The following is a 23,357-nucleotide window of genomic DNA, read 5'->3' as shown; positions in this document are numbered from 1 at the left end:
GGCGCTGCCATTGGCTGGCAGCGCCCCGTCGGCACTCGCGTTTAGTAGTCGCCCACCATGGTGGACACGTCTAGCGCCCGATCCAGGTCTTCTTCACTCAGCTCGCCGCGCTCGACATAACCGAGATCCAGCGCCGCCTGCTTCACGGTGATATTCTCGGCCACCGAGTGCTTCGCGATCTTTGCCGCAGCTTCGTAGCCAATGAGGCGGTTCAGCGGGGTAACGATCGAGGGGCTCGACTCCGCGAGCGTCAAGCAGCGCTCTTCGTTCGCTTCCAGGCCGTCGATCGTCTTATCGGCCAGCACGGTGGAGACGTTGCCGATGAGCGTGATCGACTCCAGCAGATTTCGCGCCATCACCGGCAGCATCACGAGCAGGTCGAAGTTGCCCTGCGCCCCAGCGAAGGCGATCGCCGCGTCATTGCCGATCACCTGGGCCGCCACCATGACGGTTGCCTCGGGAACGACGGGGTTAACCTTGCCCGGCATGATGGAGGAGCCCGGCTGCAGGTCCGGCAGATGGATCTCACCGATGCCGGCACGGGGGCCGGATCCCATCCAGCGAATATCGTTCGCGATCTTCGTCAGCGACACGGCGATGACTCGCAACGCGCCGCTCAGCTCGACGAGCGAATCCTGCGCTGCCTGCGCCTCAAAATGGTTCCGCGCCTCAATGAACGGCAGGCCGGTATCTTCCGCGATCAGCTCAATGACGCGGGCGGAAAAACCCTCGGGCGTGTTGATTCCGGTGCCGACAGCGGTACCACCCAGGGGTAGCTCCGCAAGGCGCGGCAGGGCGGCCTCAACCCGCTCGATTCCGTAGCGGATCTGGGCCGCATATCCGGAGAACTCCTGACCGAGCGTGATGGGGGTGGCATCCATGAGGTGCGTGCGCCCTGCCTTCACGATGTTCTTCCACTGCCGAGACTTCGTCTCCAAGGACTCGGCCAGGCGCTCGAGCCCGGGAAGCAGCACGTCCTTCACCGCAGCGTACGCAGCGATATGGATCGATGATGGGAAGACATCGTTTGATGACTGCGAGGCATTGACGTGGTCATTGGGGTGGATCGGATCTGAACCCAGGTCGCTCGCGAGCTTGGCGACGACCTCATTGGTGTTCATGTTCGAGCTGGTGCCGGATCCCGTTTGGAACACGTCGATCGGGAACTGGTCGTTGTGCTCACCGTCGATGACCTGCTGGGCGGCTGCAATGATCGCCTCGGCCTGCTCCTGCGTGATGACATCGCGTTCGGCGTTCGCCTGCGCTGCCGCCTTCTTGATTCGTCCGAGCGCCACAATATGGAAGGGCTCGAGGCCGCGGCCGGAAATCGGAAAATTCTCCACTGCGCGCTGTGTTTGCGCGCTGTAGAGCGCGTCCTTGGGGACTTTGACTTCACCCATCGTGTCGTGTTCGATGCGGTATTCCATAACCGGGTCCTTTCGCGAGACTTCGTCGGCTGCAACCAGTGTGTCAAATGCCGCAGACTTCCGCGAGATTGAGCAGCTAGCTAGGACTGAAGGAATACTCTTTCCGACGGCGTGCCGACTACCCTGGGGGTAGCACCCCTCGCAATCAAGGAGCACACTCGTGGCCGAGTTTCTTTACGAAGACATGCTGCCCGTTGGAGCCGACGACACCGAATACCGGCTCCTAACCACCGAAGGTGTGGAGGTGATCGAAGGACCGGAAGGCCGCACCTTCCTCAAGGTGGCGCCCGAGGCGCTGACACTGCTGACCGAGACGGCCCTGCACGATATCTCGCACTACCTGCGCACCGCCCACCTCAAGCAGCTGAGGACCATCCTCGATGATCCCGAAGCCAGCGATAACGACAAGTTCGTGGCGCTTGACCTTTTGAAGAACGCGGCCATTTCCTCCGGCGGCATCCTGCCTATGTGCCAGGACACCGGCACTGCGATCGTCTCGGCCAAGCGCGGCCAGCAGGTCCTGACCGAAGGGCCCGACGAGCGTGCCATGGCCGAGGGAATCTACAACGCCTACACCCACCTGAACCTGCGCTATTCCCAAAACGCCCCCCTCACGATGTGGGACGAGATCAACACCGGCACCAACCTGCCCGCGCAGATCGAGATCGCGGCCGACACAAAGCCCGGCCACGAAAACGAATACTCCTTCCTCTTCATGGCCAAGGGCGGCGGCTCGGCTAACAAGTCCTTCCTGTACCAGGAAACGAAGGCCCTGCTAAACCCCGATCGCATGATGCAGTTCATCGAAGAAAAGATGCGCTCGCTCGGCACCGCGGCCTGCCCGCCCTACCACCTGGCGATCGTCATCGGCGGCACGAGCGCCGAGTTCTGCCTCAAGACCGCCAAGTATGCCTCCGCGAAGTACCTCGATGCGCTGCCGACTCAGGGCTCGCCCGCGGGACATGGCTTCCGCGACACGGAGCTGGAAGAAAAGGTCCTAGAGCTCTCGCGCAATATCGGGATCGGCGCCCAGTTCGGCGGTAAGTACTTCTGCCACGACGTGCGCGTCATCCGCCTGCCGCGCCACGGTGCATCGCTGCCGGTCGCGATCGCAGTCTCCTGTTCCGCTGACCGCCAAGCCAAGGCCAAGATCACGCCCGAGGGTGTATTCCTCGAAAAACTCGATACCGATCCCGCGCGCTTCCTGCCCGATGTCACGGATGCGGAGCTCGATGCCGAGACCCACGGCGTCTCGGGCACGGGCAAGGGCGCGGCCGTCAGAATCGACCTCAACCAGCCGATGAGCGAGATCCTCGCGGAACTGAGCAAGTACCCGATCAAGACTCGTCTCTCCCTCACCGGCCCGCTCATCGTCGCCCGCGATATCGCGCATGCCAAGATCAAGGAACGGCTGGACGCTGGCGAGGACATGCCGCAATACCTCAAGGACCACCCGGTCTATTACGCGGGTCCTGCCAAGACGCCCGACGGCATGCCCTCCGGCTCCTTCGGCCCGACGACTGCCGGCCGAATGGACTCCTACGTCGAACAGTTCCAGGCAGCCGGCGGCTCGATGGTCATGCTCGCCAAGGGCAACCGTTCGCAGCAGGTGACCGACGCCTGCAAGGCCCACGGCGGCTTCTACCTCGGCTCGATCGGCGGGCCCGCCGCGCGCCTCGCGCAGGACTGCATCAAGAACGTTGAGGTCGTCGAATACGAAGAACTCGGGATGGAAGCAGTCTGGAAGATTGACGTCGAGGACTTCCCGGCCTTCATCGTCGTCGACGATAAGGGCAACGATTTCTTCGCCGGCACCCAAGAGGTGACCCTGACGATCGGAAAGCGGCCCGGGCTCTGAGTATTCTGCGCTCATGACAAGCTCCGGCTTCGCACCTGCCGTCGCACGCATCGGACACACGCTGCTGGCGGCGGCTGACCGCTCCCGCACGAGCGTGCTGTCTCCGCTGTCCATCGCGCTCGCGCTATCGGCCGTGGCCGAGGGCGCGAGCGGGGCGGTGGCGGCGGCCTTTGATGAGCTGCTCGGCACCGAACGCAGCGCGGCGAGCCGGCGCGCGCTGAAGATGCTTGCCGCCTTCGATCAGGACCTCGGGCGTTTTAATCCTACGACGCTGCCCGAACGCGCGTTGCTGCATGTGGCCAACCGGGTGCTCGTCGACACGGACATCGAGGTCGCGCCCGAGTTCGCGGCGCGGCTGCGCGAGCTTCACGGCGCCGACCTTGAGCGCACCGACCTCGCGAGTTCGTCCGCGCGCAAGATCCTCGATCGCTGGGTGCGCGAACACACCGGCGGGCTCATCAAACGCTCCGCGATCCAACCCAATTCGGATCCAATCCTCGTCATCCAAAACGCGCTGCTCTTCGCGGCCCGCTGGGCCACCCCGTTTTCGCAGCACGGCACGCAGATCGCCCCCTTCGCTACGTTCGCGGGACCGGCGAGCGTGCCGATGATGAGCGGGACGCTCGACGTTCCCTACGCCGAGGTCGGCGGCGTGCACGCGATCGAGCTTTCCTATACCGATGACGCCGTCGCACGCATCTATCTACCGCCGCCAGGCCTCGACCCTGCCCTGCTGGCGGCCGAGCTGCTGGCCGAGTGCGATGCCGCGCTCGCCGATGGCAGCCCGCGTCATGGCCGCGTCGAGCTCCCGCGGCTCGATCTATCCGACTCCCTCGACCTGATGCCCTATCTACCGGCGCTCGGGCTCGCGGCCGCGACCGACCCGGCGTCGCGGCCCTTCGAGCGCATCATCGCCGATCACAACCTCGCCATGAGCGAGCTGTCGCATCAGGTGGGCTTGCGCGTCACCGAGGCGGGCACGATCGCGACCGCGGTCACCGAAGTCGCGGTCGTTCGCGCCGCCTACATCCCCATCGACTTTACGTTCCGCGCGGACCGCCCGTTCCTATTCACGATCGTGCACGCCCCGACCGGGCTGCCGATCATGCTCGCCGCAATCCGCACGCCCTGACGACGGTTGCAGTTGTGCCACACGCCCTGCTGATTGAGCGCATCGGCGCTATCGTCGAGGCATGAAACGCCGCATCGCACTGGGGCTGGCCGCCGCCCTGTTCATGACCGCCTGCGCGAGCACGTCCGGCCTGGACGTGAGAAGCGATCCGGATACGACGTTCACGCCCGTCCCCGTTGCGGAGGCGCCCGCCTTCGCGGACGTCGCCGCAGCCTCACGGGCGTTCGGACATGACCTGCTGAAGAGCGCGGAGCGCGAGGACAACCTCGTGCTCTCCCCGCTGTCGCTGACGCTCGCGCTTGGCATGCTCGGCGAAGGTGCGAGCAACGATGCCGTCGCGGAACTGCGCGCCGCCCTCGGCGCCGGCGGCGATGAGGCGAGCGCCGCGATGGCGGCGATCCTGACGGCGCTACAGCCCTACGACGCAGACCCGAGCGACTTCGATCCCGAGGCGAAGCCGCCCGACAAGCCATTACTGCACGTCGCGAACCAGATCGTGCTCGATGACGAGATTGACGTCGTCGATGATTACCTCACGCGCCTGAAGCGCTATCACGATGCCGGGATCGCCGAGGCCGACCTCGGCTCGGATGACGGGAAAAAGCTACTGGACGCCTGGGTCAAGCACCACAGCGGCGGCCTCATCGAGGAGTCGGCGATCAAACCCGATCCGAGGCTACGCGCCGCCTTGCAAAATGCGACGCTCTTCGCGGCGCGCTGGCGCGTCCCCTTCGATGAGGCGCGCGATATGCCGTTCACGCCGCCGGGTGGCACGACGATCCAGGTGCCGATGGTTGCCGATGACCGGCGCGTGCCGTGGGTGCGCGTCGAGGATTGGGAAGCGATCGCGCTGGCGTACACCGAGGATTTCACGGCGGTCGTGATCCTGCCGCCGCTCGGCTCCGATCCGGCCGAGCTGCCGACCGCGCGGCTGGAGGCGATCCTCACGGGCCTGCCGGGCGCCAAGCAGTCGTTTGTCCGGATGGCGATGCCGACGCTGAATCTGGCGACCGGGCTCGACCTCGTCCCGCTGCTGGCAGACAACGGCGTCTCGGCGCTACTTGATCAGGGCGCGCAACCGCTGCGAGGAATCACGGCCCCCGCGGACCCGAGCGAGGATCTAGCGCTCACGCAGGCCGTTCAGCAGGCGCGCCTCATCGTCGATGAGGAAGGAACGATCGCGGCCGCCGTGACCGAGGTGGGCCTCGGCGCGACCTCTGCGCCGCCGCAGCCGGAGGTCGAATTCATCGTCGACCGACCCTATGCGTTCCTCATCCAGCACTCCGAGACGGGCCTCACGCTTTTTCACGCCGTCGTGCGAAACCCCGCCGCGACGGATTAATCCGGCAGGTAGGGCGCGATGACGACCTCGACGCGCTGGAACTCCTTGACATCGCTGTAGCCCGCCGTCGCCATGGTGCGGCGAAGCGCGCCGACGAGGTTGAGGGTGCCATTGGGCTGCGTCGCGGGGCCGTGCATGATCTGTTCCATCGTGCCGACGGTGCCGACCTGAGCGCGCTCGCCGCGCGGCAGCGTCGGGTGGTGGGCCTCGCTGCCCCAGTGCCAGCCGCCGCCGGGTGCCTCCTCGGCGCGGGCGAGCGCGGCGCCGAGCATGACGGCGTCCGCGCCGCACGCAACGGCTTTGACGAGATCGCCGCTGCGCCCGACGCCGCCATCGGCGATGACGTGCACGTAGCGCCCGCCGGATTCGTCCATGTAGTCGCGCCGGGCCGCGGCGACGTCCGCGATCGCCGTGGCCATCGGGGCGTGAATGCCGAGGGCCTGGCGCGTCGTGTGCGCCGCGCCCCCACCAAAGCCGACGAGGACGCCAGCGGCGCCGGTGCGCATGAGGTGCAGCGCCGCGGTGTAAGTGGCGGCGCCGCCCACGATCACGGGCACGTCGAGCTCGTAGATGAAACGTTTGAGGTTCAGCGGCTCGGCCACGGAGGAGACGTGCTCGGCCGAGACCGTCGAGCCGCGAATGACGAACAGGTCGACTCCGGCGTCGACGACGGTCCGCCACAGCTCCTGGGTGCGCTGCGGGGAGAGTTTACCCGCGACGGTAACGTCCGCCGCGCGAATCTGCTCCAGGCGTTCGGTGATGAGCTCGGGCTTGATCGGCTCGGCGTACAGCTCCTGCATGCGCGCCGTCGCCTGACCTGCCGGCAGCTGCGAAATCTCGGCGAGCAGCGGCCGCGGATCCTCATATCGCGTCCACAGGCCCTCGAGGTCGAGCACCCCGATACCGCCGAGCTTGCCTAGCAGGATCGCGGTTTCCGGGCTCATAACGGAGTCCATCGGCGCCGCCATGACGGGCGTCTCTACGTGGTAGGCATCGATCTGCCACGACACGCTCACATCCTGCGGATCGCGCGTGCGACGCGAGGGCACGACGGCGATATCGTCGAAACTGTAGGCGCGGCGGGCGCGCTTTCCACGGCCAATTTCAATCTCGTAGCTCACGGTCTAAGGCTACCGGGTCGGTGGGCGGCAAGCGGGCATTGTCCGAGCGATGTGCAAGAGTGGAGACAGTCGAGAACAAAGGAGCGCCATGACCTGGAGCGCAGGCCCCCTGCTGGGCTTTGATACCGAGACGACGGGCGTCAATACCGCCACCGATCGCATCGTGACGGCCGCCCTCGTCTACGACGATGGCCGCGGTAACCGCGAGACGCACACGTGGCTCATCAACCCCGGCGTCGAGATTCCGCCCGCCGCGAGCCAGGTCCACGGCATCACCACCGCGATGGCCCGCGCCTCCGGCCAGCCGCCCGCCCTCGCGCTCGCAGAGATATCCGCCCGCCTCGTCGACGCGCTGCGCTCGGGCATCCCGCTCGTCGCCTTCAACGCCGCCTTTGACCTGTCCATCATCGAGCGCGAGCTCGCCCGCCACGGCCTGCCCTCCCTCGCCGAGCGGGCCGAGGTCTGTCCGATCCTCGATCCGCTCGTCATCGATCGCGCCGTTGATCGGTACCGCCGGGGCAAGCGCCGCCTAGCGGATATCGCCGCAGCCTACGGTCTGAACGTCAGCGAGAACCTGCACACCGCCGAGGTCGATGTCTTTGCCACGCTCGATGTACTGCGCGCGATCCTTGCGAGCCATCCGGAACTCGGGCTGCAGGAACTGCGCGCGATCCACTCCTGGCAGTGCGATGCCCACCGCGCCTGGGCCGAGAACTTCAACTCCTGGCGCACCAGCAAGGGACTGAGCGGTCCGGGTGCGAGCCCCCACTGGCCCATCGAGCCGATCGGCTAACGCCATGAACCTCATCCTTGGCTGCATGAAGCTCAGCGATCAGGGTGGCGCGGAGGCAGCAATCGAGGCGGCCCTAGCGATCGGCATCACCCGGCTGGATACCGCCGATATCTACGGCGCCGGCGCCAGCGAGCGCGCGATAGGCGCGGCCCTTGCCGCCCACCCCTCGTGGCGCTCGCAGCTCAGCATCCAAACAAAGTTCGGGATCCGGCCGGGCGATCCGACGACCTACCGCCAGGACGGGGACTACGTACGCGCGAGCGTCGAGGGCTCTCTGAAGCGCCTCGGGATCGATCGAATCGACTCGCTGCTCATCCACCGGCCCGACCCGCTCGCCGACTATTTCGCCACCGGATCGGCGCTCATGCGCCTGATGGAGGAAGGCACGATCGGCCGCGTCGGCGTTTCCAATATGCACGAGCATCAGATCGCGCTGTGGCAGCGCGTCATCCCGGTCAGCGCCAACCAGATCGAGCTTTCGCTCGCCCACCACGCGTTCGTCGACGTCGACGTGGACGTTAACCGCGTCGATCAGCACCATGATTTCCCGATCGGCCTGCTGCCCTACTGCATGACGCACGGCATCGAGATCCAGGCCTACAGCCCGCTGGCCGGCGGCGTCTTTTCCGGAGCTGCCGGCGGCCCAGAAAATATGACGGGCCACGCCCTTGCCGATACCCGCGCCTGCGTCGCACGGATCGCGGCCGAAATGGGCGCCGAACCGGCAGCGGTCGTCCTCGCCTGGCTGCTGCGCCACCCGGCGGGCATCGTGCCCGTCGTCGGCTCGGCCAACCCCGAGCGGATCGCGACGTTTGAGTCGGCGGCGCGCCTTCGCCTCAGCCGCGAGCAGTGGTACGAGTTGTATGTCGCTGCCCGCGGCCGGCCGCTGCCCTAGCTGTCGCTGCGCTTGATCGAGGACATCTTCTTGCCGCGGGCGAGTTCGTCGACGATCTTGTCGAGATAGCGCACCTGCTGCATGAACGGATCCTCGATCTCTTCCACGCGGACCCCGCAGATCACGCCCGTGATGAGGTGGGCGTGATCGTTCAACGTCGCGCCAGCGAAAAAGTCTTTGAACGTCGTCTCGGCCTCCAGGTGCGCCTGCAGCTCGGCCGGGCTGTAGCCGGTCAGCCAGCAGATGAGCTCATCGAGCTCGTCGACGGTGTGGCCCTTCTTTTCAACCTTCGCGACGTAGTGCGGGTAGACGGCGGCGACGGGCATCGTTTCGATCCTAGAACTCATGAGCGCAGTCTACGCCGCGCGCCTCACTGCCACCTCGCGGCTTCCGGATCGACGCCATGCGCCGCAGCGTTCGCATCGATGATGGCTTTCAACCAGGCGGCAAGGCCCTCGGCTCGCTCATCGTAATGCGCGCGGAATCGGGGATCGGCAACGTAGCCGCGGGCGATCAGTACGTGTTGAGCATGGCTCACGTCGAACCACTGCGAGATGTTCGCGCGATGGGCCTCGGCGAGCTCATGAGCTTCGGGGCTGCCGGGTACCACGCCGCGACGCATGGCCTCGGCGAGGCGTGCCTCTAGCTCCTCGAGTTCGGCTTTGACTCGCCGCCAGTCCTCCTTGGTGAGGCTGGCTTGACGCTGGTGGGACAGCGCCCATTCCGTGGTTTCGCCCCAGCGTTCTTCGGCCTCGACCTCGTAGTCTGGCGACCACGAGGAGCCTAGAATCTCGGCCTTTTCGGCAACGGTCAGGGGTGCGGTTTCGTCGTTCATGTCGTGTCCTAAGATTCGATCGATCGCGGCGATCATCTGGTGGAGGCCCTCGAGGCGTTCGGCAAGGAGGTCGCGCTGGTGCTGCAGGTGCGCTGCGACGGGGGTGCCGGAATCGAGCAGCTCACCGATCTGGGCAAGGCTCATTCCGGTCTCGCGGTAGATCAGGGCATGTTGGGCGCGCTGCAGGTCCGAATGCGAATAGCGGCGGTATCCGGCATAGGTTCGACCGCTGGGGCGGACCAAGCCGATCGCATCCCAGTGATGCAGGGTGCGCACGGTGACCTTCAGGATCTCAGCGCTTTGTCCCACGCTGAATTCGGTGTCATCGGGTAAGCTCATGCCCCCCATTGTTGGGCCTCACGTCGCGTGAGGGTCAAGCCCATAACGGACGAGGTGCTCAGATCCCCCGGCTCGAATAATTGGGTGCCTCGACGGTCATCTGGACGTCGTGCGGGTGAGACTCCTTGAGCCCCGCGCTCGTGATGCGCACGAACCGGCCCTTGTTCTTCAGCTCGTCGATCGTTTGCGCCCCGACGTAGAACATCGACTGGTGCAGGCCGCCAATGAGTTGGTAGGCCACGGCCGACAGCGGTCCGCGGTAGGGCACCTGGCCCTCGATGCCTTCGGGCACGATCTTGTCATCGGAGGAGACGTCGGCTTGGAAGTAGCGATCCTTGGAGTAGGACACGCGCCCGCGCGAGGCCATGGCACCGAGCGAGCCCATCCCGCGGTAGTGCTTGTACTGCTTGCCGTTAACAAACACGAGCTCGCCGGGTGACTCTTCGCAGCCCGCGAGCAGCGAACCGAGCATGACCGAGGATGCGCCCGCAACGAGTGCCTTAGCGATGTCGCCGGAGTATTGCAGGCCGCCGTCGCCGATGAGCGGGACGCCGGCCGGTGTGCAGGCTTGGGCGGCGAGGTGGATCGCGGTCACCTGCGGAACGCCGATCCCGGCGACGACTCGCGTCGTACAGATGGAGCCAGGCCCGACGCCAACCTTGACGGCGTCAACGCCCGCATCGATGAGCGCCTGGGCGCCCTCGCGGGTCGCGACGTTGCCACCAATAATCTCGACGTCCTTAAACGCCGGATCCTTCTTCAGCTCGGCCACCATTTCGAGCAGCAGCCGCGCCTCGCCATTGGCAGTATCGGCGACGAGCACGTCAACGCCCGCCTCCATAAGCGCGCCCGCACGCTCCTTCGCATCGCCCCAATACCCGATCGCGGCACCCACAACGAGCCGCCCCTCGGCGTCCTTCGTCGCGTTCGGGTACTGCTCGGACTTGACGAAGTCCTTGACGGTAATGAGTCCCGCGAGTTTGCCGTCGCCATCAACGAGCGGCAGCTTTTCGATCTTGTTCTTGGCCAGCAGGTGACGTGCGTCCTCCCGCTCAATCCCCACATGCCCGGTGACCAGCGGCATCGGCGTCATCGCATCACGCACGCGGATCGAGTCGTAATCGGCTTCGTCGATGAAGCGCAGATCGCGATTGGTGATAATGCCGAGCAGCGTGCCATCCTCGGCGACGACGGGCAGCCCGGAGACTCGGTAGCGCCCGCACAGCGCATCGAGCTGGCCGACGGTCGCGTCCGGGCCGACGGTGACGGGATCGGTGATCATGCCCGACTCGCTGCGCTTGACCGTGCGCACCTGCTGGGCCTGCTCCTCGATCGAGAGGTTACGGTGCAGGATGCCGAGGCCACCCTGGCGGGCCATGGCAATCGCCATGCGCGCTTCGGTCACCGTATCCATGGCGGCCGATAGCAGCGGGATCCGCAATCGGATCTTCTTCGTTAGTTGGGTTGAGGTGTCTACTTCTGATGGCACCACATCGGTCGCGCCCGGTAGCAGGAGAACATCGTCATACGTTAGGCCAACGAGGCCAAAGGGATCCTCACTCACACTGTGCAGTCTAACCGTGCCCGCACCTGATCGTGAATGACGTCCGCTACAGGGCGAGCAGGTCCGCGACCTCTTCCACGGCAGCCGGCACCGTGCGCACACGGTGCACCCTGGGCAGCCACAGATCGCAGGCAAACCGTCCGACGAGGAACCCGACGAGATCCTCCGACTCCGATACGCGCGTCATGATGTCGCTGAGCAACTCGGTGTCCCCCACGGCCACGACGGCGCGCACGTTATGGCGCTTGGCGAGGGCCAATACATCGTCTGCGGAGTCCTGGGAAGCCGGCCGCAACAGGACGACGTCCGCGCCCCGCGCCCGCAGCGCGGCCGCGATGATCTGCCCGTGCATGGTTGAGGGAGCAGCGGAGAGAATCCCGACGGATTCCTCGCTCACGGGCCGCTGATCCGGCATGGCGTGACGCACCGCCACGCACAGCGCGGAGGCGATCGCCGCATCGGGCTCGATGCCAGGCTTATCGGCGCGCGTTTTGTTCCGCAGGATCCGAAGCGCAGGACGGATCACTTCCGCCCATGCCCGCAGGACGCCAACGCGTTCAACGGCGTAGACGACGATCCGCTCGGTGCGCGGCAAGTCCGCTTCGAGCGCGGCAGCAACGAGCGTGAGCGGATCCGCCAGGAGTTCGGGGTCTCCCACGAGAGCGAGCTTGCGGGCCGGGGGCTCCGGGATGACGTCAAGCGTCTCATTGGGGGATTCCGACAGCGCGATGCTCGCGGCATCGCTTGGCGCCACTCCCTGCAAAGTTAGGGAGCGCATCCGCTCCAGACGAGCGACGTCGGCGGGTGTATACCTTCGGTGGGCGCCCGCTTCGTGGGATGAGGGGCCAAGCCCATACCTGCGGTCCCATGTGCGAAGCGTGGAAGCGGCGACACCGAGCCTGGAGGCCACAGCAGCGACGGTGAGTGGCGCATCGGGCACTTCCGGTACGGACATCTCACGCTCCTTTCATGACACAAGCGCAGTTCTATTCGGCAGCATTTCGATTGTCACGCTTCTGAAGCGAATTCGCGACTCGAGACGAGGCATCGGCAGTCGATCACGCGTAATGCGCGAGATCATGGTGCTTAGCGCCCCCTGTAACTGAGATCGCCCTAGCGCGACCGGCTGCGAAAACCGGTATCGAAACCGAAGGACGCGCCAAACCTTGTTCACACTTCGCGCTTTTTTGCGGTTACTTGACTTGCTCATCGACTGTGCCTGACGGCAACCGACGCGAGACAGGCCCCCCTTTGCTCAGTTATGGGATGAATTTCCCCTGCTGCATGCAAGGCGCCGTCAATTTTTGTGGTCTAGCGCACGTTCGCCCCCAAGAGCTGGCCACCATCGCCGCACGCGAGGGCATCGCGAAGCAGTTTCGCGCGCCTCTGCTCTTCCCTATGATTTCAGCTTGGTTGCTTTTTTCCGCGCAACTGAAAGGCTGCTAACTCATTGTCCTCCGAGCGCCTCTGCGAACAACTTTTTTCTTGCCAATAGCCCCTTGAACAAGTTGTGCACCGTTTGCTATGCTCACGTTATTCACTTAGAGCCGCGAGTCACCTCAACGCTCTCGAAGTACGGAAGGCTTTGGTGAAAGAGATGGCTGAGATCTCACGTCTACCCGGACCGATCATGGATCTGTGGGAATGGCAGTACGAAGGGTCATGCCGCGATGCGGACCCGGATCTGTTTTTCCACCCGGAGGGCGAACGAGGTGGCACCCGGCGACGCCGCGACGAAGCGGCCAAGGCAATTTGCGCCACGTGCCCAGTCCTGAATGAATGCCGCGAACACGCACTTGCGGTCCGCGAGCCCTACGGTGTGTGGGGCGGGATGAGCGAAGACGAGCGCCGCGAGTACTTCACCAAGCGGAAGACTCGACGAGTCTCCTAAAACTTTTGCAAGAAGCGGCCAGCTGAGGTCGCATCCCGGGTGGAGGGCCCGCGATGCGAAGGCCGCATAGCTTGCAGGCATAAGGAAACGGCCGCCACATGTCCGATGTGGCGGCCGTTTTCGATTGATCCGAGACGGTTACTTCTCGACGATGGCGAGGATGTCACGAGCGGACAGGATCAGGTATTCCTGGCCGGCGTACTTGACCTCGGTGCCCCCGTACTTGGAGTAAATCACGACGTCGCCTTCGGCAACATCGACCGGGACGCGGTTGCCGTTGTCATCGACGCGGCCGGGGCCCACGGCGAGGACCTTGCCCTCCTGGGGCTTTTCCTTGGCGGTATCCGGGATAACGAGTCCGGAAGCGGTGGTGGTCTCGGCCTCGAGGGTCTGGACGACGATACGGTCCTCGAGCGGCTTGATGGAGATCGACACTGCGGACCTCCCTTTCCTTCAAATCGTGTAGGTGTTCGGGACACGTACCTCGTGCGCCGCCGTCGCGGGGGTCGGTGCTTCGGTACGAGTCGCAACCGTGGTTGCGCCTACCAATAATCTAGGCGTTGCTTAGCACTCGGTCAAGGTGAGTGCCAGGCGGGTGGGCGATAGGCTCGATGCCATGACCCATGCCAGCGAGATCGCCGGACTGACCTCACTCCTTGCTCACCCCGAGGGCCTCGAACTTCTCGCCGATCTACCCCCGATCACCTCAAAATCTGCCATCTTGGAGGTCAGCTCGACGCTGCGTAAAGCCGGCCACGACCCGGACATCATCGCAGCCGCGCTTACCCAGCAGCGACTGCGCGCCAAGGCGGCGGACAAGTTCGGACCGTTTGCCTCGAGCCTGCTCTTCACGACCGAGGGCCTGCAGCAGGCAACCCGCCTAGAAGTCGCCGCCCGACATGCCAGGCGCTACCGGGACGCTGGCTGCACGAGGGTAGCCGATCTCGGCTGCGGGATCGGCACCGAGTCCTTCGCGCTCGCGGGCCTTGGCCTGAAGGTGGTTGCGGTAGACGCCGATGAGGCGCACGCCGCGCTCGCACTGTTGAATCTCAAAACGTTCCCCGAGGTTACCGTTCTGAACGCCCGCATTGAGGACCTTGACCTCGCAGATCTTGGCATCGACGGAATATTTGCCGATCCCGCGCGCCGCTCAGATGCTGGCAGATCCTTCGATCCGGAGACCTGGTCTCCCCCACTGTCGAGCATCATGGCGCTGCGCGCTGTGGTCGCGAATGTCGGCGTCAAGGTCGCTCCCGGAATCGCGTATGAGAATCTGCCGTCGGACTCTCACGTCCAGTGGACCTCCGTTGACGGTTCGCTCGTGGAAGCAGCGATCTGGTGCGGAGATCTCGCGCCCGAAGGACCCGGGCGTTCCGCCGTCGTATTATCGCGCGGCGGCCAGGCTACGACGTATGCGGCACCCGTCTCAAGTGCGCGCGCCCCCGCAACGATCGTCGATCATCGCGCCCTGGAAGGCTTCGTACACGAGGTCGATCCCGCGATCCTGCGAGCCGGGGCCCTCGCAACGATCGCTGAGCAACTCTCAGCGGGCCTGATCTCGCCAGATATTTCTTACCTCACCTCCAGCGCCCCGGCAGATCTCGCCGGAGTCACGAGCTTCCGCGTCATCGAAACGCTGCCCGCCAAGGCAAAGGTGCTCGCAGCCGAGCTACGCCAGCGCGATATTGGCTCGGTGGAGATCCTCAAACGCGGAATAGACATCGTCCCCGACGATTTTCGGCGTCGGCTCAAGCTACGGGGTTCACATGCAGCCACCCTGATGATGACTCGCGTGGCAGGTCGGCACGCCGCAGTGCTCGTGGAGCGAATCTGATCGCTTGGCGCCAAGCCGCGCGCAAGGGCTCGATTCATGATGACAATGGAGATATGGGAGTCGACTTCGCCACCTCTGACCGCTCGACCGTTGGCGTCGAGTGGGAGTTACAGCTGATCGATAAGGACACGCTGGATCTGAGACAAAGCGCCGACGCCGTCCTACGGGCGGTGCGCGAGCAGCACGGCGAGTCCGAGCACATCGTGCAAGAAATGCTGCTCAACACGATCGAAGTGACCTCCCGACCGCATGCCACCGTCGCAGAGTGTGGTGCCGACCTGGCCAATTTCATCACCCGGGTACGGCCCATTACCGACGCTCTGCGCATCGAATTGGCCACGGCTGGCTCTCACCCGTTTGCGCGGCCGCTCTACCAGCGCGTCACTGAATCCGACCGTTACGCCGAGCTCGTCAAGCGCACCGGCTACTGGGGCCGCCAGATGCTCCTGTACGGCATCCACGTGCACGTTGGCGTCGAGAACCGGGACAAGGTTTTGCCGCTCATCCGCGCCCTGCTCACCCGCTTCGCTCACCTCCAGTCCCTTGCTGCCTCCTCCCCCTACTGGGCGGGCGACGACACGGGCTATGCCTCCAACCGGGCGATGGTCTTCAAACAGCTGCCAACCGCCGGGGTCCCCCGCCAGTTCACGCACTGGAGTGAATACGAGCACTACCTGGGCGACATGCTGCACACCGGCGTCATCGATAACGTCGACGAGATTCGCTGGGATATCCGGCCCGCCCCGCGGCTTGGCACCATCGAGTTTCGGGTCTGCGACGCGGCCTCCAACCTGCGTGAGACGCTCGCCCTGGCCGCCCTCATTCACTGCCTCGTCGAAGATTTCTCTGCGCGCCTCGACGCCGGCGAGACACTGCCCGTCATCCCGGACTGGTTCGTCGACGAGAACAAGTGGCGCTCGGCCCGCTACGGGATGGATGCCATCCTCATCCTCGATGAAGCAGGCAACGAGGAACTCGTGACAGACACCGTGGAAAAGATGCTGAGCGACCTCATGCCCGCTGCCAAGCGCCTCGGCTGCGCCGAACAGTTGACCTGGGTGAACGACATCCTCACCCTCGGCGCCTCCTATCAGCGCCAGCTCAAAGTCGCGGACAACCACGGCGGTTCACTGGAGGCCGTCGCGCAGTATCTCGTCGAAGAGATGAAGGCCGATCGGCCGATCCCGCCGGAGGATTTCACCTTCCAACGTCAGCACGAGCCCCTGATCGTGCGCACCGATGCCTCCGGTGGCTCCCGCAGCTAGCCTCAGCGGTGGCATCCGGGCGTCGTTCGCGCAAGACTGGGAAGAACCGAGGCGCACCAGCGCCCGCACCTACGTCAAAGGAGAATGCGATGACCACGGTAGCCGATGTCATGACCACCAACCCCGAGGTGCTCGACACCTACTCGACGATCTCCAAGGCCGCCAAGCTCATGAAGGCCGGCGAATTTGGTGTCGTTCCCGTCGTCAAGGATGACCTCGTCGTCGGTGTCGTCACCGATCGCGACCTCGTCGTGCGTGGGCTCGCCGGTGGTCTCGGCCCCGAGGACAGCGTCGATTCCATCATGACAACCGATGTCACCACCGTCGGGCCGAACGATGACGTGACCGAGGTTCGCCAGCTCATGATTGACGGCGCGCTGCGCCGCGTTCCCGTAGTTGACGGCGGCACTCTCGTGGGCATTATTTCGCTCGGTGACCTTGCCGAGCATGGTGGCGGCGACGATGTCCTGGCCGAGGTCTCGAAAGCAGCGCCGAACAACTAATACGGCAATCCGCTAGGGACAACGAAGTACGTCGAAGATGCCTCACGGGCCGCAGCCAGGACCGATCACCGCGGCGATCACTACCCTGTGCGCCGTACTGTTGGCTCTTGCTGCCGCTTGTGGAATCTCAGCGGGCGGGAGCCTTGACGGTTGATGACGTCCGAGCTCTCGCGCAGAGTTCTCCCTAAGCCGACCTAAACCGAGGCACACTCGAGCGGCATCGAGGAATCATTGGAAAACTCGATGCCGCTCGGCGCGACGCCAGAACGCACGAGCACGGAACCGAGCGCAGCGATCATGGCACCGTTATCGGTGCAGTAGCGGATCGGTGGGATCCGTACCTCGATGCCGTGCTCGGCGGCACGCTCGTTCGCGAGCGCCCGCAGGCGTGAATTCGCCGAGAACCCGCCACCAATGACAAGCACCGAACAGTCATGATCGAGGCAGGCTCGGATCGCCCGATCGACAAGCGACTCGTTCACGGCCTCAGAAAACGACGCGGCAATATCAGCTTTCTGGTCCTCGACGTCCCCGTCGAGCGATTCGACATGGCGCGCGACCGCGGTCTTCAGGCCGCTGAAGGAAAAGTCGTAAGGGTAGCGTTCGCGGTCCTTCTGCTGGGACAGACCACGTGGAAAGCGAATGGCCTCCGGGTTGCCGATCTGCGAGAGCTTGTCAATGTGCGGGCCGCCGGGATACGGCAACGAGAGCAGGCGCCCGACCTTATCGAAGGCTTCCCCCGCCGCATCATCGAGCGTGCCGCCAAGCTCCACAACATCGCGCGCGAGATCACGAATGAGCAACAGCGAGGAGTGGCCACCGGATACGACGAGCCCGATGACCGGGGTCGGGAGTTCGCCATGAACAAGCTCATCGACGGCGATATGCCCCAGGATGTGGTTGACGCCGTACAGCGGTTTGCCGGTCGCGGTCGCGAGCGCCTTGGCGGCCGCGGTCCCGACGGTGAGCGAGCCGATGAGCCCGGGGCCCGCGGCGCATGCGATCGCATCGACGTCTGCGAGCTCGACGCCCGCGGCCTCCAGTGCCGCGTGCATCGTCGGCAGGAAGGACTCCAGGTGGGCGCGCGAGGCGATCTCGGGGATGATACCGCCGTAGCGCGCGAACTCGTCCATCGACGTCGCGGTCACATCGGCGAGCAGCTCGGTGCCGCGCACGAGCGCGACGCCGGTCTCATCGCAGGTCGATTCGATTCCGAGGATCAGGGGCGCTTGAGTGGACACTCCCCTAGGATACGCCCGCGCCAAGGTGCGGCATCCCCGCCAGATAGGCGGCCTGCCCCACATGCTGGGCGGCGTCGTCGACGATTGAGACGAGCCGCGTGCCGCGCGTGACCGGCGGGTCCTACGAGGTATCGATAATCTCGTCGAAGTCCTCATCGCTGAGCGAGGAAGCGTACTCGATGAGCGAGGCCGTCGCGGCCGCAAGATAGTCCACCAGTCCCGCCTGGTCGGTGGTGTGGATCAAGCGGGCCTCTGCCGCGCTGTGGCCGTAGCCGATATCGTCGCCGGCCGTTGCAAGGTCAGGGTCAGGGCTGCTGCCGCCGTGAGGGCGGCGAGCACGTGGCGAGAAGAGCGCGGTCGAAAAGTGGTCAAGGATCCCCCTGAGTTCGTGTGGACGTTACTTGCAATTTAGCAGCGGTCCGAGGCGCAATTTAACGCGAGATTCACGGCTTTGCGACGGATTAAGGCTTCTTTCAAGCTTCGCCCAGGCGGACTTGAGCAGCCTTGAGGCTAGAGTCGGAAGCCGGCTCATGGCGCCGGTCGCCACCGCCACTTAATCGGTGGGGCGTCCACAAAAGCAATGTGGTCGCGTGGGCGTGTTGCAGGCATAGCGAAGCGGCCGACAGCTTGCGCTGCCGGCCGCTTCAGTGGTCTCGGAAAGGGCTGGGGCTAGTTGCCGCCGGCCCAGGACTTCGCCAGGTCGGCGTTCAGCTGGCTGATGACATCCAGCGGGATCTCCTTGGGGCAGACCGCGGCGCATTCACCAATGTTGGTGCAGCCGCCGAAGCCTTCGGCATCCTGCTGGTTCAGCATCTTGACCACGCGAGCCGCGCGCTCGGGCTGTCCCTGCGGGAGCATTCCGAGGTGCGTGACCTTCGCGGCGGTGAAGAACATCGCCGAGGCGTTCGGGCAGGCCGCCACGCACGCGCCACACCCGATACATGCCGCCGCTTCGAACGCACGGTCGGCGTCCTGCTTGGGCACGAGCTGGGAGTGGGCATCGGGGGCCGCGCCGGTGTTGACCGAGATGTAGCCGCCGGCCGCGATGATGCGGTCCAGGGCTCGCCGGTCGACGACGAGGTCCTTGATGATGGGGAATGCCTTTGAGCGCCACGGCTCGATCGTGATGGTGTCCCCATCCTTGAAGGTGCGCATATGCAGCTGGCAGGTGGTGGTGCGCTCGGGGCCGTGGGCGACGCCGTTGATGACGAGGCCACACATGCCACAGATGCCTTCGCGGCAGTCCGAGTCGAAAGCGACCGGGGCTTCACCGCGGGCAAAGAGCTCCTCGTTGAGGACGTCGAGCATTTCCAAGAACGACATGTCCTCGGAGACGCCGGCGAGCTCGTATGCCACCATCTTGCCTTCGGCCTGCGGGCCGGGCTGACGCCAAATATTGAGTGTGATGTTCACTTGTAGCTCCGCTGCTTCATCTCGACGTACTCGTACACGAGGTCTTCCTTGTGCAGGATCGGGGGCTGTCCGTCCCCGGTGAATTCCCAGGCGGCGACATAGGCGAACTCTTCGTCGTGACGCATCGCTTCGCCGTCTTCGGTCTGGGATTCGGCCCGGAAGTGACCACCACAGGATTCGCGGCGGTGCAGGGCATCGATGCACATGAGCTCACCGAGCTCCAGGAAGTCGGCGACTCGTCCGGCCTTTTCCAGTTCGATGTTCAGATCGGTCGACTTGTCGATGATCTTGACATCGCGCCAGAACTCTTCGCGCAGCTCGCGAATCTCCTGGATCGCTTCCTTCAGGCCCTCTTCGGTGCGTTCCATGCCGCACTTTTCCCACATGATGTGGCCAAGCGCCTTATGGAAGGAATCAACCGAGCGGGTTCCGTCAACGGCCAGCAGGTGGTCAAGCCGGTCCTGGACGCGGGCACGCGCCTCAGTGATCGCCGGGCTGTCGTCCTCGAGCTTGTCGAACGGGCCCTGAGCCAGGTAGTCATTGATCGTGTTGGGCAGGACGAAGTAGCCATCGGACAAGCCCTGCATAAGGGCGGATGCACCGAGGCGGTTCGCGCCGTGATCCGAGAAGTTGGCTTCGCCGGTGACGTACAGGCCCGGGATGTTGGACTGCAGGTCGTAGTCGACCCAGAGCCCGCCCATGGTGTAGTGCACGGCCGGGAAGATCCGCATCGGGACCTCGTAGGGGTTTTCGCCCGTGATGCGCTCGTACATGTCGAACAGGTTGCCGTACTTGGCGCTGACCTGATCCTTGCCCATGCGCTCGATCGCGTCGGCGAAGTCGAGGTAGACACCGAGCCCGGAGGGGCCCACGCCGCGTCCTTCATCGCAGACCTGCTTGGCGGCACGCGAAGCGATATCGCGAGGCACGAGGTTACCGAAGGCGGGGTACTTGCGCTCCAGGTAGTAGTCGCGGTCCTCTTCGGCGATCTCGCGCGGATCCTTCTTGCAGTCCTCTGCCTTCTTGGGCACCCAGATGCGGCCATCGTTACGCAGCGATTCCGACATCAGGGTCAGCTTGGACTGGTAGTCGCCGGACACCGGAATGCACGTCGGGTGGATCTGCGTGAAGCAGGGGTTGGCGAAGTAGGCACCCAGGCGGTGGGCGCGCCAGTTCGCCGTGACGTTGCAGCCCATGGCGTTGGTCGACAGGAAGAAGACGTTGCCGTAGCCACCGGTAGCAAGGACCACCGCGTCGGCCGTGTGGGTCTGGATCTCTCCGGTCACCATGTCGCGGGCGATGATGCCGCGGGCGACGCCGTTATCGACGATGAGATCGAGCATTTCGTGGCGCGAGTACATCGTGACGGTACCGGCGGCCACCTGACGCTCGAGCGCCTGGTAGGCGCCGATGAGCAGCTGCTGGCCCGTCTGGCCGCGCGCGTAGAAGGTACGCGAGACCTGGACACCACCAAAGGAGCGGTTATCGAGCAGTCCGCCGTATTCGCGGGCGAAGGGCACGCCCTGGGCGACGCACTGGTCGATGATATCGGCGCTGACCTCGGCGAGGCGGTAGACGTTGGACTCGCGGGCGCGGTAGTCGCCGCCCTTGACCGTGTCGTAGAACAAGCGGTAGGTCGAGTCGTTGTCGTTGCGGTAGTTCTTGGCTGCGTTGATACCACCCTGGGCCGCGATCGAGTGCGCGCGGCGCGGGGAGTCCTGGTAGCAAAACGCGTCAACGTTGTAACCCATTTCGCCAAGCGAAGCGGCAGCAGCGCCGCCTGCCAGGCCGGTTCCCACGATGATGACGCGCAGCTTACGGCGGTTAGCCGGGTTGACGAGCTTGGCTTCAAACTTGCGCTGCGACCAGACTTCGGCGATCGGCACCTTGGGTGCCTTGGTATCGGCGATCGGCTCGCCTAGCGTGTACAGACCATCAATAAGTTCAGTCATGTTCTTCCTCCTTAGCTAGCTGATCCAGCCGAACAGGATCGCCGTCGGCGGGAGCATGAAGCCCACGAGAACGATCGCGGCCACGAAAATGGCGACGAGATCAATGGTGTCCTGACGACGCTTCTTGTTCCCGCCAAGCGTTGCCATCGCGGACCACACACCGTGGCGCACGTGCATCGTCAGCGCGAGGATCGCGATCAGGTAGATGACCCAGACGTACCATTCGCCAAATGCCACGACCATGCGGTCATACGGGGTCATCTGCAGGTAGTTGCCGCCGAGCTGGATGGTCAGCGTCGTGAACTGCAGGATGTGGAAGATGATGAACAGCAGCAGAATGACGCCGCCCCAGCGCATGGTGCGGGAGGCGTAGGTCTGTGCAAGGGTCCGCCTGGCGACGTACTTGCTCCCGCGCGCGCTGCTCGCCTTGTGCCACAGCGAGAAGGCTGCGTAGGCGTGCAGGATGAGCGCGGCCAGCAAGACGATCCTCAAGATCCAGAGCAGGCCTTCATAGGGCAAAATGGGCTCACCGAAGGTCCGGAGGTGCTCAGCGTAGTCGTTGTATGCCTGAGCGCCGGCGAACATCTTCAGGTTGCCGTACATGTGCATGAGGATGAACAGGACGAAAAGAATGCCCGAGACCGCCATGCCGATCTTGAGTGCGACAGAGGTATCTCGCGCCTTACGTTTCGTCGTCACAGTTGTAGAGACCACGTTTGTGATCATACCGAGATAGGGCGACCAATAAGCCCGGATGAACGTCCTAGATGTGTCCGGTTCGACCGATTTAACGAGGTGTTGGTCACGTCACGCCGATTTCGGGATTTCCGCAGAATTACGCACGAAATTTGTTACGTAATTGCGTCGGCTCCGATCGGTCCAATAGGGGGCGCCACGAGGCGCGCGACCATGACGACCGCATCGATTCCGCCGCGATAATATCGGCGCCGAATTCCTATCTCGGAAAAACCCACGGAGGCATAAAGTGCGCGCGCAATCTCATTATCGATTCGCACTTCCAGAAATAATTCTCGCGCTCCGCCAGCCGCTGCCAGACGCATCATCTGGGCGAGCAATTCGCGGCCGAGTCCGCTGCCCTGGTGCGCGGGCGCGACCGCGATCGAGAGCAGCTCGGCCTGCGGAGCGATGAGGATGCCCGCATAGGCCGCGAGCTCGCCGCCGCGCTCGATCCCCCACCAGGCGCGATCGCTGCGCGCGAGTTCGGCCTCGAACGTGGCGGCGGACCAGGCATCGAGGCCGAAGAGCTCGGCTTCGAGTTCGACGATTCGCGCGATATCGGCGCGCGTGAGCTCGCGTAGCACTAGCCGCGGTGGATATCGGGCTCGCGCAGGTACTGCGGCTCGGTGTCCATGGCGATCCCGGCGGCGGCGCGCGAGCGCGCGAGGCGCACATACGTCGTGACATCGAGCTCGAGCGGGAGCGCTGGGGCGTCGCTGTCGGCAAGAAGGTGCACCGCGCCGACGAGGGTGCCAGCAGGGACGAGGTCCGCGGGCGAGATTACCTCAGGCGGGCGCACGATGCGCACGTCGTCGTCCCCCGCGGCGTCAAAGGATGCGGTGTAGACCTCCCGGCGGCGGGCGTCGGTGACGACCGTGACGGGGCCCGCCCCGAGCTCATCGAGGCCCTGGCGCGCGAGCGCGTCGAGGATCGAGACGCCGGCGAGCTGAAGTCCGAGGGCGTCGGCCAACACGCGCGCGGTCACGATCCCGACGCGCAGGCCGGTAAACGGCGCGGGCCCCACGCCCACGACGATGGCATCCAGAGCCTCGGTGCCGCCGACCTCGGCGATCAGGGGCGCGAGGTTTTCCGCGTGGGCGCGCGGATTCGGCTCGCTCGCCACGCGGACGCGCTCGTCGTCGATGCGGGCAACGCTCGTGCCCGCCGAGGTGTCGATCGCGAGCACGTGAGTAAAGGGGGTGGTCATAGCGCCG

General features: G+C 64.8%; 23 protein-coding genes. 9 read left to right on the top strand and 14 right to left on the bottom strand.

From position 1 onward, the window contains the following. Window positions 1–41 precede the first annotated feature (41 nt). Window positions 42–1,427 (bottom strand): class II fumarate hydratase, encoded by a 1,386-nt coding sequence (locus MUN85_RS02640; RefSeq protein ID WP_250505257.1) that lies wholly within the window; start codon window positions 1,425–1,427, stop codon window positions 42–44. A 160-nt stretch (window positions 1,428–1,587) separates the two neighbouring features. On the opposite strand from MUN85_RS02640, the gene MUN85_RS02635 reads away from it, so the two are divergent. The 3 genes from MUN85_RS02635 to MUN85_RS02625 all read left to right on the top strand — a co-directional run bounded on the left by MUN85_RS02635 (window position 1,588) and on the right by MUN85_RS02625 (window position 5,759). Beyond that, the gene (locus tag MUN85_RS02635; protein WP_348647931.1) at window positions 1,588–3,285 is read left to right on the top strand and encodes a fumarate hydratase; all 1,698 of its coding nucleotides are present in this window, start codon (window positions 1,588–1,590) and stop codon (window positions 3,283–3,285) included. A 13-nt stretch (window positions 3,286–3,298) separates the two neighbouring features. After that, window positions 3,299–4,417, top strand: a complete 1,119-nt coding sequence (locus tag MUN85_RS02630; protein ID WP_250505256.1) for a serpin family protein — start codon at window positions 3,299–3,301, stop codon at window positions 4,415–4,417. Window positions 4,418–4,478: 61 nt separating this feature from the next. Beyond that, window positions 4,479–5,759: a serpin family protein gene (locus MUN85_RS02625; protein ID WP_250505255.1), complete on the top strand. Its 1,281-nt coding sequence runs from the start codon at window positions 4,479–4,481 to the stop codon at window positions 5,757–5,759. Here the strand turns inward: MUN85_RS02625 and MUN85_RS02620 are convergent. Next, window positions 5,756–6,880 carry a GuaB3 family IMP dehydrogenase-related protein gene (locus tag MUN85_RS02620; protein ID WP_092562981.1) on the bottom strand — a complete coding sequence of 375 codons (1,125 nt, stop codon included), beginning with the start codon at window positions 6,878–6,880 and terminating at the stop codon, window positions 5,756–5,758. The genes MUN85_RS02625 and MUN85_RS02620 overlap by 4 nt on opposite strands. Before the next feature lie 88 nt (window positions 6,881–6,968). Here MUN85_RS02620 and MUN85_RS02615 point away from each other — a divergent pair, with 88 nt between their 5' ends. Together MUN85_RS02615 and MUN85_RS02610 are read left to right on the top strand one after the other, a co-directional pair. Continuing rightward, a complete protein-coding gene (locus tag MUN85_RS02615; RefSeq protein WP_250505254.1) occupies window positions 6,969–7,673 on the top strand; it encodes an exonuclease domain-containing protein in 705 nt (234 codons plus the stop codon). 4 nt (window positions 7,674–7,677) lie between these two features. Then, window positions 7,678–8,568, top strand: coding sequence for an aldo/keto reductase (locus MUN85_RS02610; RefSeq protein ID WP_250505253.1), 891 nt, complete (start codon window positions 7,678–7,680; stop codon window positions 8,566–8,568). Here MUN85_RS02610 and MUN85_RS02605 read toward each other — a convergent pair. The 4 genes from MUN85_RS02605 to MUN85_RS02590 are packed head-to-tail and all read right to left on the bottom strand — an operon-like array spanning window position 8,565 to window position 12,261. Continuing rightward, the gene (locus MUN85_RS02605; protein WP_250505252.1) at window positions 8,565–8,915 is read right to left on the bottom strand and encodes a DUF2200 domain-containing protein; all 351 of its coding nucleotides are present in this window, start codon (window positions 8,913–8,915) and stop codon (window positions 8,565–8,567) included. The genes MUN85_RS02610 and MUN85_RS02605 overlap by 4 nt on opposite strands. 23 nt (window positions 8,916–8,938) lie before the next feature. Beyond that, the gene (locus MUN85_RS02600) at window positions 8,939–9,742 is read right to left on the bottom strand and encodes a MerR family transcriptional regulator (RefSeq protein WP_250505251.1); all 804 of its coding nucleotides are present in this window, start codon (window positions 9,740–9,742) and stop codon (window positions 8,939–8,941) included. A gap of 58 nt (window positions 9,743–9,800) precedes the next feature. Next, a complete protein-coding gene (gene guaB / locus MUN85_RS02595) occupies window positions 9,801–11,315 on the bottom strand; it encodes an IMP dehydrogenase (protein WP_431603540.1) in 1,515 nt (504 codons plus the stop codon). Between the two features lie 37 nt (window positions 11,316–11,352). After that, window positions 11,353–12,261 carry a MerR family transcriptional regulator gene (locus MUN85_RS02590; protein ID WP_250505249.1) on the bottom strand — a complete coding sequence of 303 codons (909 nt, stop codon included), beginning with the start codon at window positions 12,259–12,261 and terminating at the stop codon, window positions 11,353–11,355. A 642-nt stretch (window positions 12,262–12,903) separates the two neighbouring features. Between MUN85_RS02590 and MUN85_RS02585 the strand changes: the two genes are divergently transcribed. Then, the gene (locus MUN85_RS02585; RefSeq protein WP_250505248.1) at window positions 12,904–13,197 is read left to right on the top strand and encodes a WhiB family transcriptional regulator; all 294 of its coding nucleotides are present in this window, start codon (window positions 12,904–12,906) and stop codon (window positions 13,195–13,197) included. Window positions 13,198–13,335: 138 nt separating this feature from the next. Here the strand turns inward: MUN85_RS02585 and groES are convergent, their stop codons facing one another. Beyond that, the gene (gene groES, locus MUN85_RS02580) at window positions 13,336–13,632 is read right to left on the bottom strand and encodes a co-chaperone GroES (protein WP_092562961.1); all 297 of its coding nucleotides are present in this window, start codon (window positions 13,630–13,632) and stop codon (window positions 13,336–13,338) included. Between the two features lie 181 nt (window positions 13,633–13,813). Here groES and MUN85_RS02575 point away from each other — a divergent pair, with 181 nt between their 5' ends. The 3 genes from MUN85_RS02575 to MUN85_RS02565 all read left to right on the top strand — a co-directional run bounded on the left by MUN85_RS02575 (window position 13,814) and on the right by MUN85_RS02565 (window position 16,799). Next, a complete protein-coding gene (locus MUN85_RS02575; protein WP_250505247.1) occupies window positions 13,814–15,031 on the top strand; it encodes a class I SAM-dependent methyltransferase in 1,218 nt (405 codons plus the stop codon). Between the two features lie 53 nt (window positions 15,032–15,084). Beyond that, complete coding sequence (locus MUN85_RS02570; RefSeq protein WP_250505246.1) at window positions 15,085–16,296, top strand: glutamate--cysteine ligase; 1,212 nt, start codon at window positions 15,085–15,087, stop codon at window positions 16,294–16,296. Between the two features lie 89 nt (window positions 16,297–16,385). Beyond that, window positions 16,386–16,799: a CBS domain-containing protein gene (locus MUN85_RS02565; protein WP_092562955.1), complete on the top strand. Its 414-nt coding sequence runs from the start codon at window positions 16,386–16,388 to the stop codon at window positions 16,797–16,799. A gap of 194 nt (window positions 16,800–16,993) precedes the next feature. Here the strand turns inward: MUN85_RS02565 and tsaD are convergent, their stop codons facing one another. The 7 genes from tsaD to tsaB form a co-directional block, all read right to left on the bottom strand. Then, window positions 16,994–18,040, bottom strand: a complete 1,047-nt coding sequence (gene tsaD / locus MUN85_RS02560; protein ID WP_250505245.1) for a tRNA (adenosine(37)-N6)-threonylcarbamoyltransferase complex transferase subunit TsaD — start codon at window positions 18,038–18,040, stop codon at window positions 16,994–16,996. A 121-nt stretch (window positions 18,041–18,161) separates the two neighbouring features. Beyond that, window positions 18,162–18,284, bottom strand: coding sequence for a hypothetical protein (locus MUN85_RS12635; RefSeq protein WP_284500850.1), 123 nt, complete (start codon window positions 18,282–18,284; stop codon window positions 18,162–18,164). Window positions 18,285–18,709: 425 nt separating this feature from the next. Beyond that, entirely contained in the window at window positions 18,710–19,453 is a 744-nt protein-coding gene (locus tag MUN85_RS02555; RefSeq protein ID WP_092562941.1) for a succinate dehydrogenase/fumarate reductase iron-sulfur subunit, read from the bottom strand. Further along, a complete protein-coding gene (locus MUN85_RS02550) occupies window positions 19,450–21,405 on the bottom strand; it encodes a fumarate reductase/succinate dehydrogenase flavoprotein subunit (protein ID WP_250505244.1) in 1,956 nt (651 codons plus the stop codon). Before MUN85_RS02550 ends, MUN85_RS02555 begins: the two co-directional genes overlap by 4 nt. A 15-nt stretch (window positions 21,406–21,420) precedes the next feature. After that, window positions 21,421–22,119: a succinate dehydrogenase cytochrome b subunit gene (locus MUN85_RS02545; RefSeq protein ID WP_250505243.1), complete on the bottom strand. Its 699-nt coding sequence runs from the start codon at window positions 22,117–22,119 to the stop codon at window positions 21,421–21,423. Between the two features lie 137 nt (window positions 22,120–22,256). Further along, complete coding sequence (rimI, locus tag MUN85_RS02540) at window positions 22,257–22,727, bottom strand: ribosomal protein S18-alanine N-acetyltransferase (protein ID WP_250505242.1); 471 nt, start codon at window positions 22,725–22,727, stop codon at window positions 22,257–22,259. After that, window positions 22,727–23,350 (bottom strand): tRNA (adenosine(37)-N6)-threonylcarbamoyltransferase complex dimerization subunit type 1 TsaB, encoded by a 624-nt coding sequence (tsaB, locus tag MUN85_RS02535; protein ID WP_250505241.1) that lies wholly within the window; start codon window positions 23,348–23,350, stop codon window positions 22,727–22,729. Before tsaB ends, rimI begins: the two co-directional genes overlap by 1 nt. Window positions 23,351–23,357: the final 7 nt, after the last annotated feature.

It is taken from the genome of Bowdeniella massiliensis, assembly GCF_023634005.1.
GTDB lineage: Bacteria > Actinomycetota > Actinomycetes > Actinomycetales > Actinomycetaceae > Bowdeniella > Bowdeniella massiliensis.
Note: the sequence above shows the minus strand (reverse complement) of the source record. Positions and strands in the feature narration are given on the sequence as shown.

What these genes read in the sequence shown, in the direction of transcription:
- MUN85_RS02575 (WP_250505247.1), top strand. Translation starts at nt 13,814, where the DNA reads ATGACCCATGCCAGCGAGATCGCCGGACTGACCTCACTCCTTGCTCAC.
- tsaB (WP_250505241.1), bottom strand. Translation starts at nt 23,350, where the DNA reads ATGACCACCCCCTTTACTCACGTGCTCGCGATCGACACCTCGGCGGGC.
- MUN85_RS02610 (WP_250505253.1), top strand. Translation starts at nt 7,678, where the DNA reads ATGAACCTCATCCTTGGCTGCATGAAGCTCAGCGATCAGGGTGGCGCG.
- MUN85_RS02590 (WP_250505249.1), bottom strand. Translation starts at nt 12,261, where the DNA reads ATGTCCGTACCGGAAGTGCCCGATGCGCCACTCACCGTCGCTGCTGTG.
- MUN85_RS02550 (WP_250505244.1), bottom strand. Translation starts at nt 21,405, where the DNA reads ATGACTGAACTTATTGATGGTCTGTACACGCTAGGCGAGCCGATCGCC.
- MUN85_RS02630 (WP_250505256.1), top strand. Translation starts at nt 3,299, where the DNA reads ATGACAAGCTCCGGCTTCGCACCTGCCGTCGCACGCATCGGACACACG.
- MUN85_RS02600 (WP_250505251.1), bottom strand. Translation starts at nt 9,742, where the DNA reads ATGAGCTTACCCGATGACACCGAATTCAGCGTGGGACAAAGCGCTGAG.
- MUN85_RS02615 (WP_250505254.1), top strand. Translation starts at nt 6,969, where the DNA reads ATGACCTGGAGCGCAGGCCCCCTGCTGGGCTTTGATACCGAGACGACG.
- MUN85_RS02605 (WP_250505252.1), bottom strand. Translation starts at nt 8,915, where the DNA reads ATGAGTTCTAGGATCGAAACGATGCCCGTCGCCGCCGTCTACCCGCAC.
- MUN85_RS02640 (WP_250505257.1), bottom strand. Translation starts at nt 1,427, where the DNA reads ATGGAATACCGCATCGAACACGACACGATGGGTGAAGTCAAAGTCCCC.
- MUN85_RS02565 (WP_092562955.1), top strand. Translation starts at nt 16,386, where the DNA reads ATGACCACGGTAGCCGATGTCATGACCACCAACCCCGAGGTGCTCGAC.
- MUN85_RS02625 (WP_250505255.1), top strand. Translation starts at nt 4,479, where the DNA reads ATGAAACGCCGCATCGCACTGGGGCTGGCCGCCGCCCTGTTCATGACC.
- MUN85_RS02570 (WP_250505246.1), top strand. Translation starts at nt 15,085, where the DNA reads ATGGGAGTCGACTTCGCCACCTCTGACCGCTCGACCGTTGGCGTCGAG.
- MUN85_RS02585 (WP_250505248.1), top strand. Translation starts at nt 12,904, where the DNA reads ATGGCTGAGATCTCACGTCTACCCGGACCGATCATGGATCTGTGGGAA.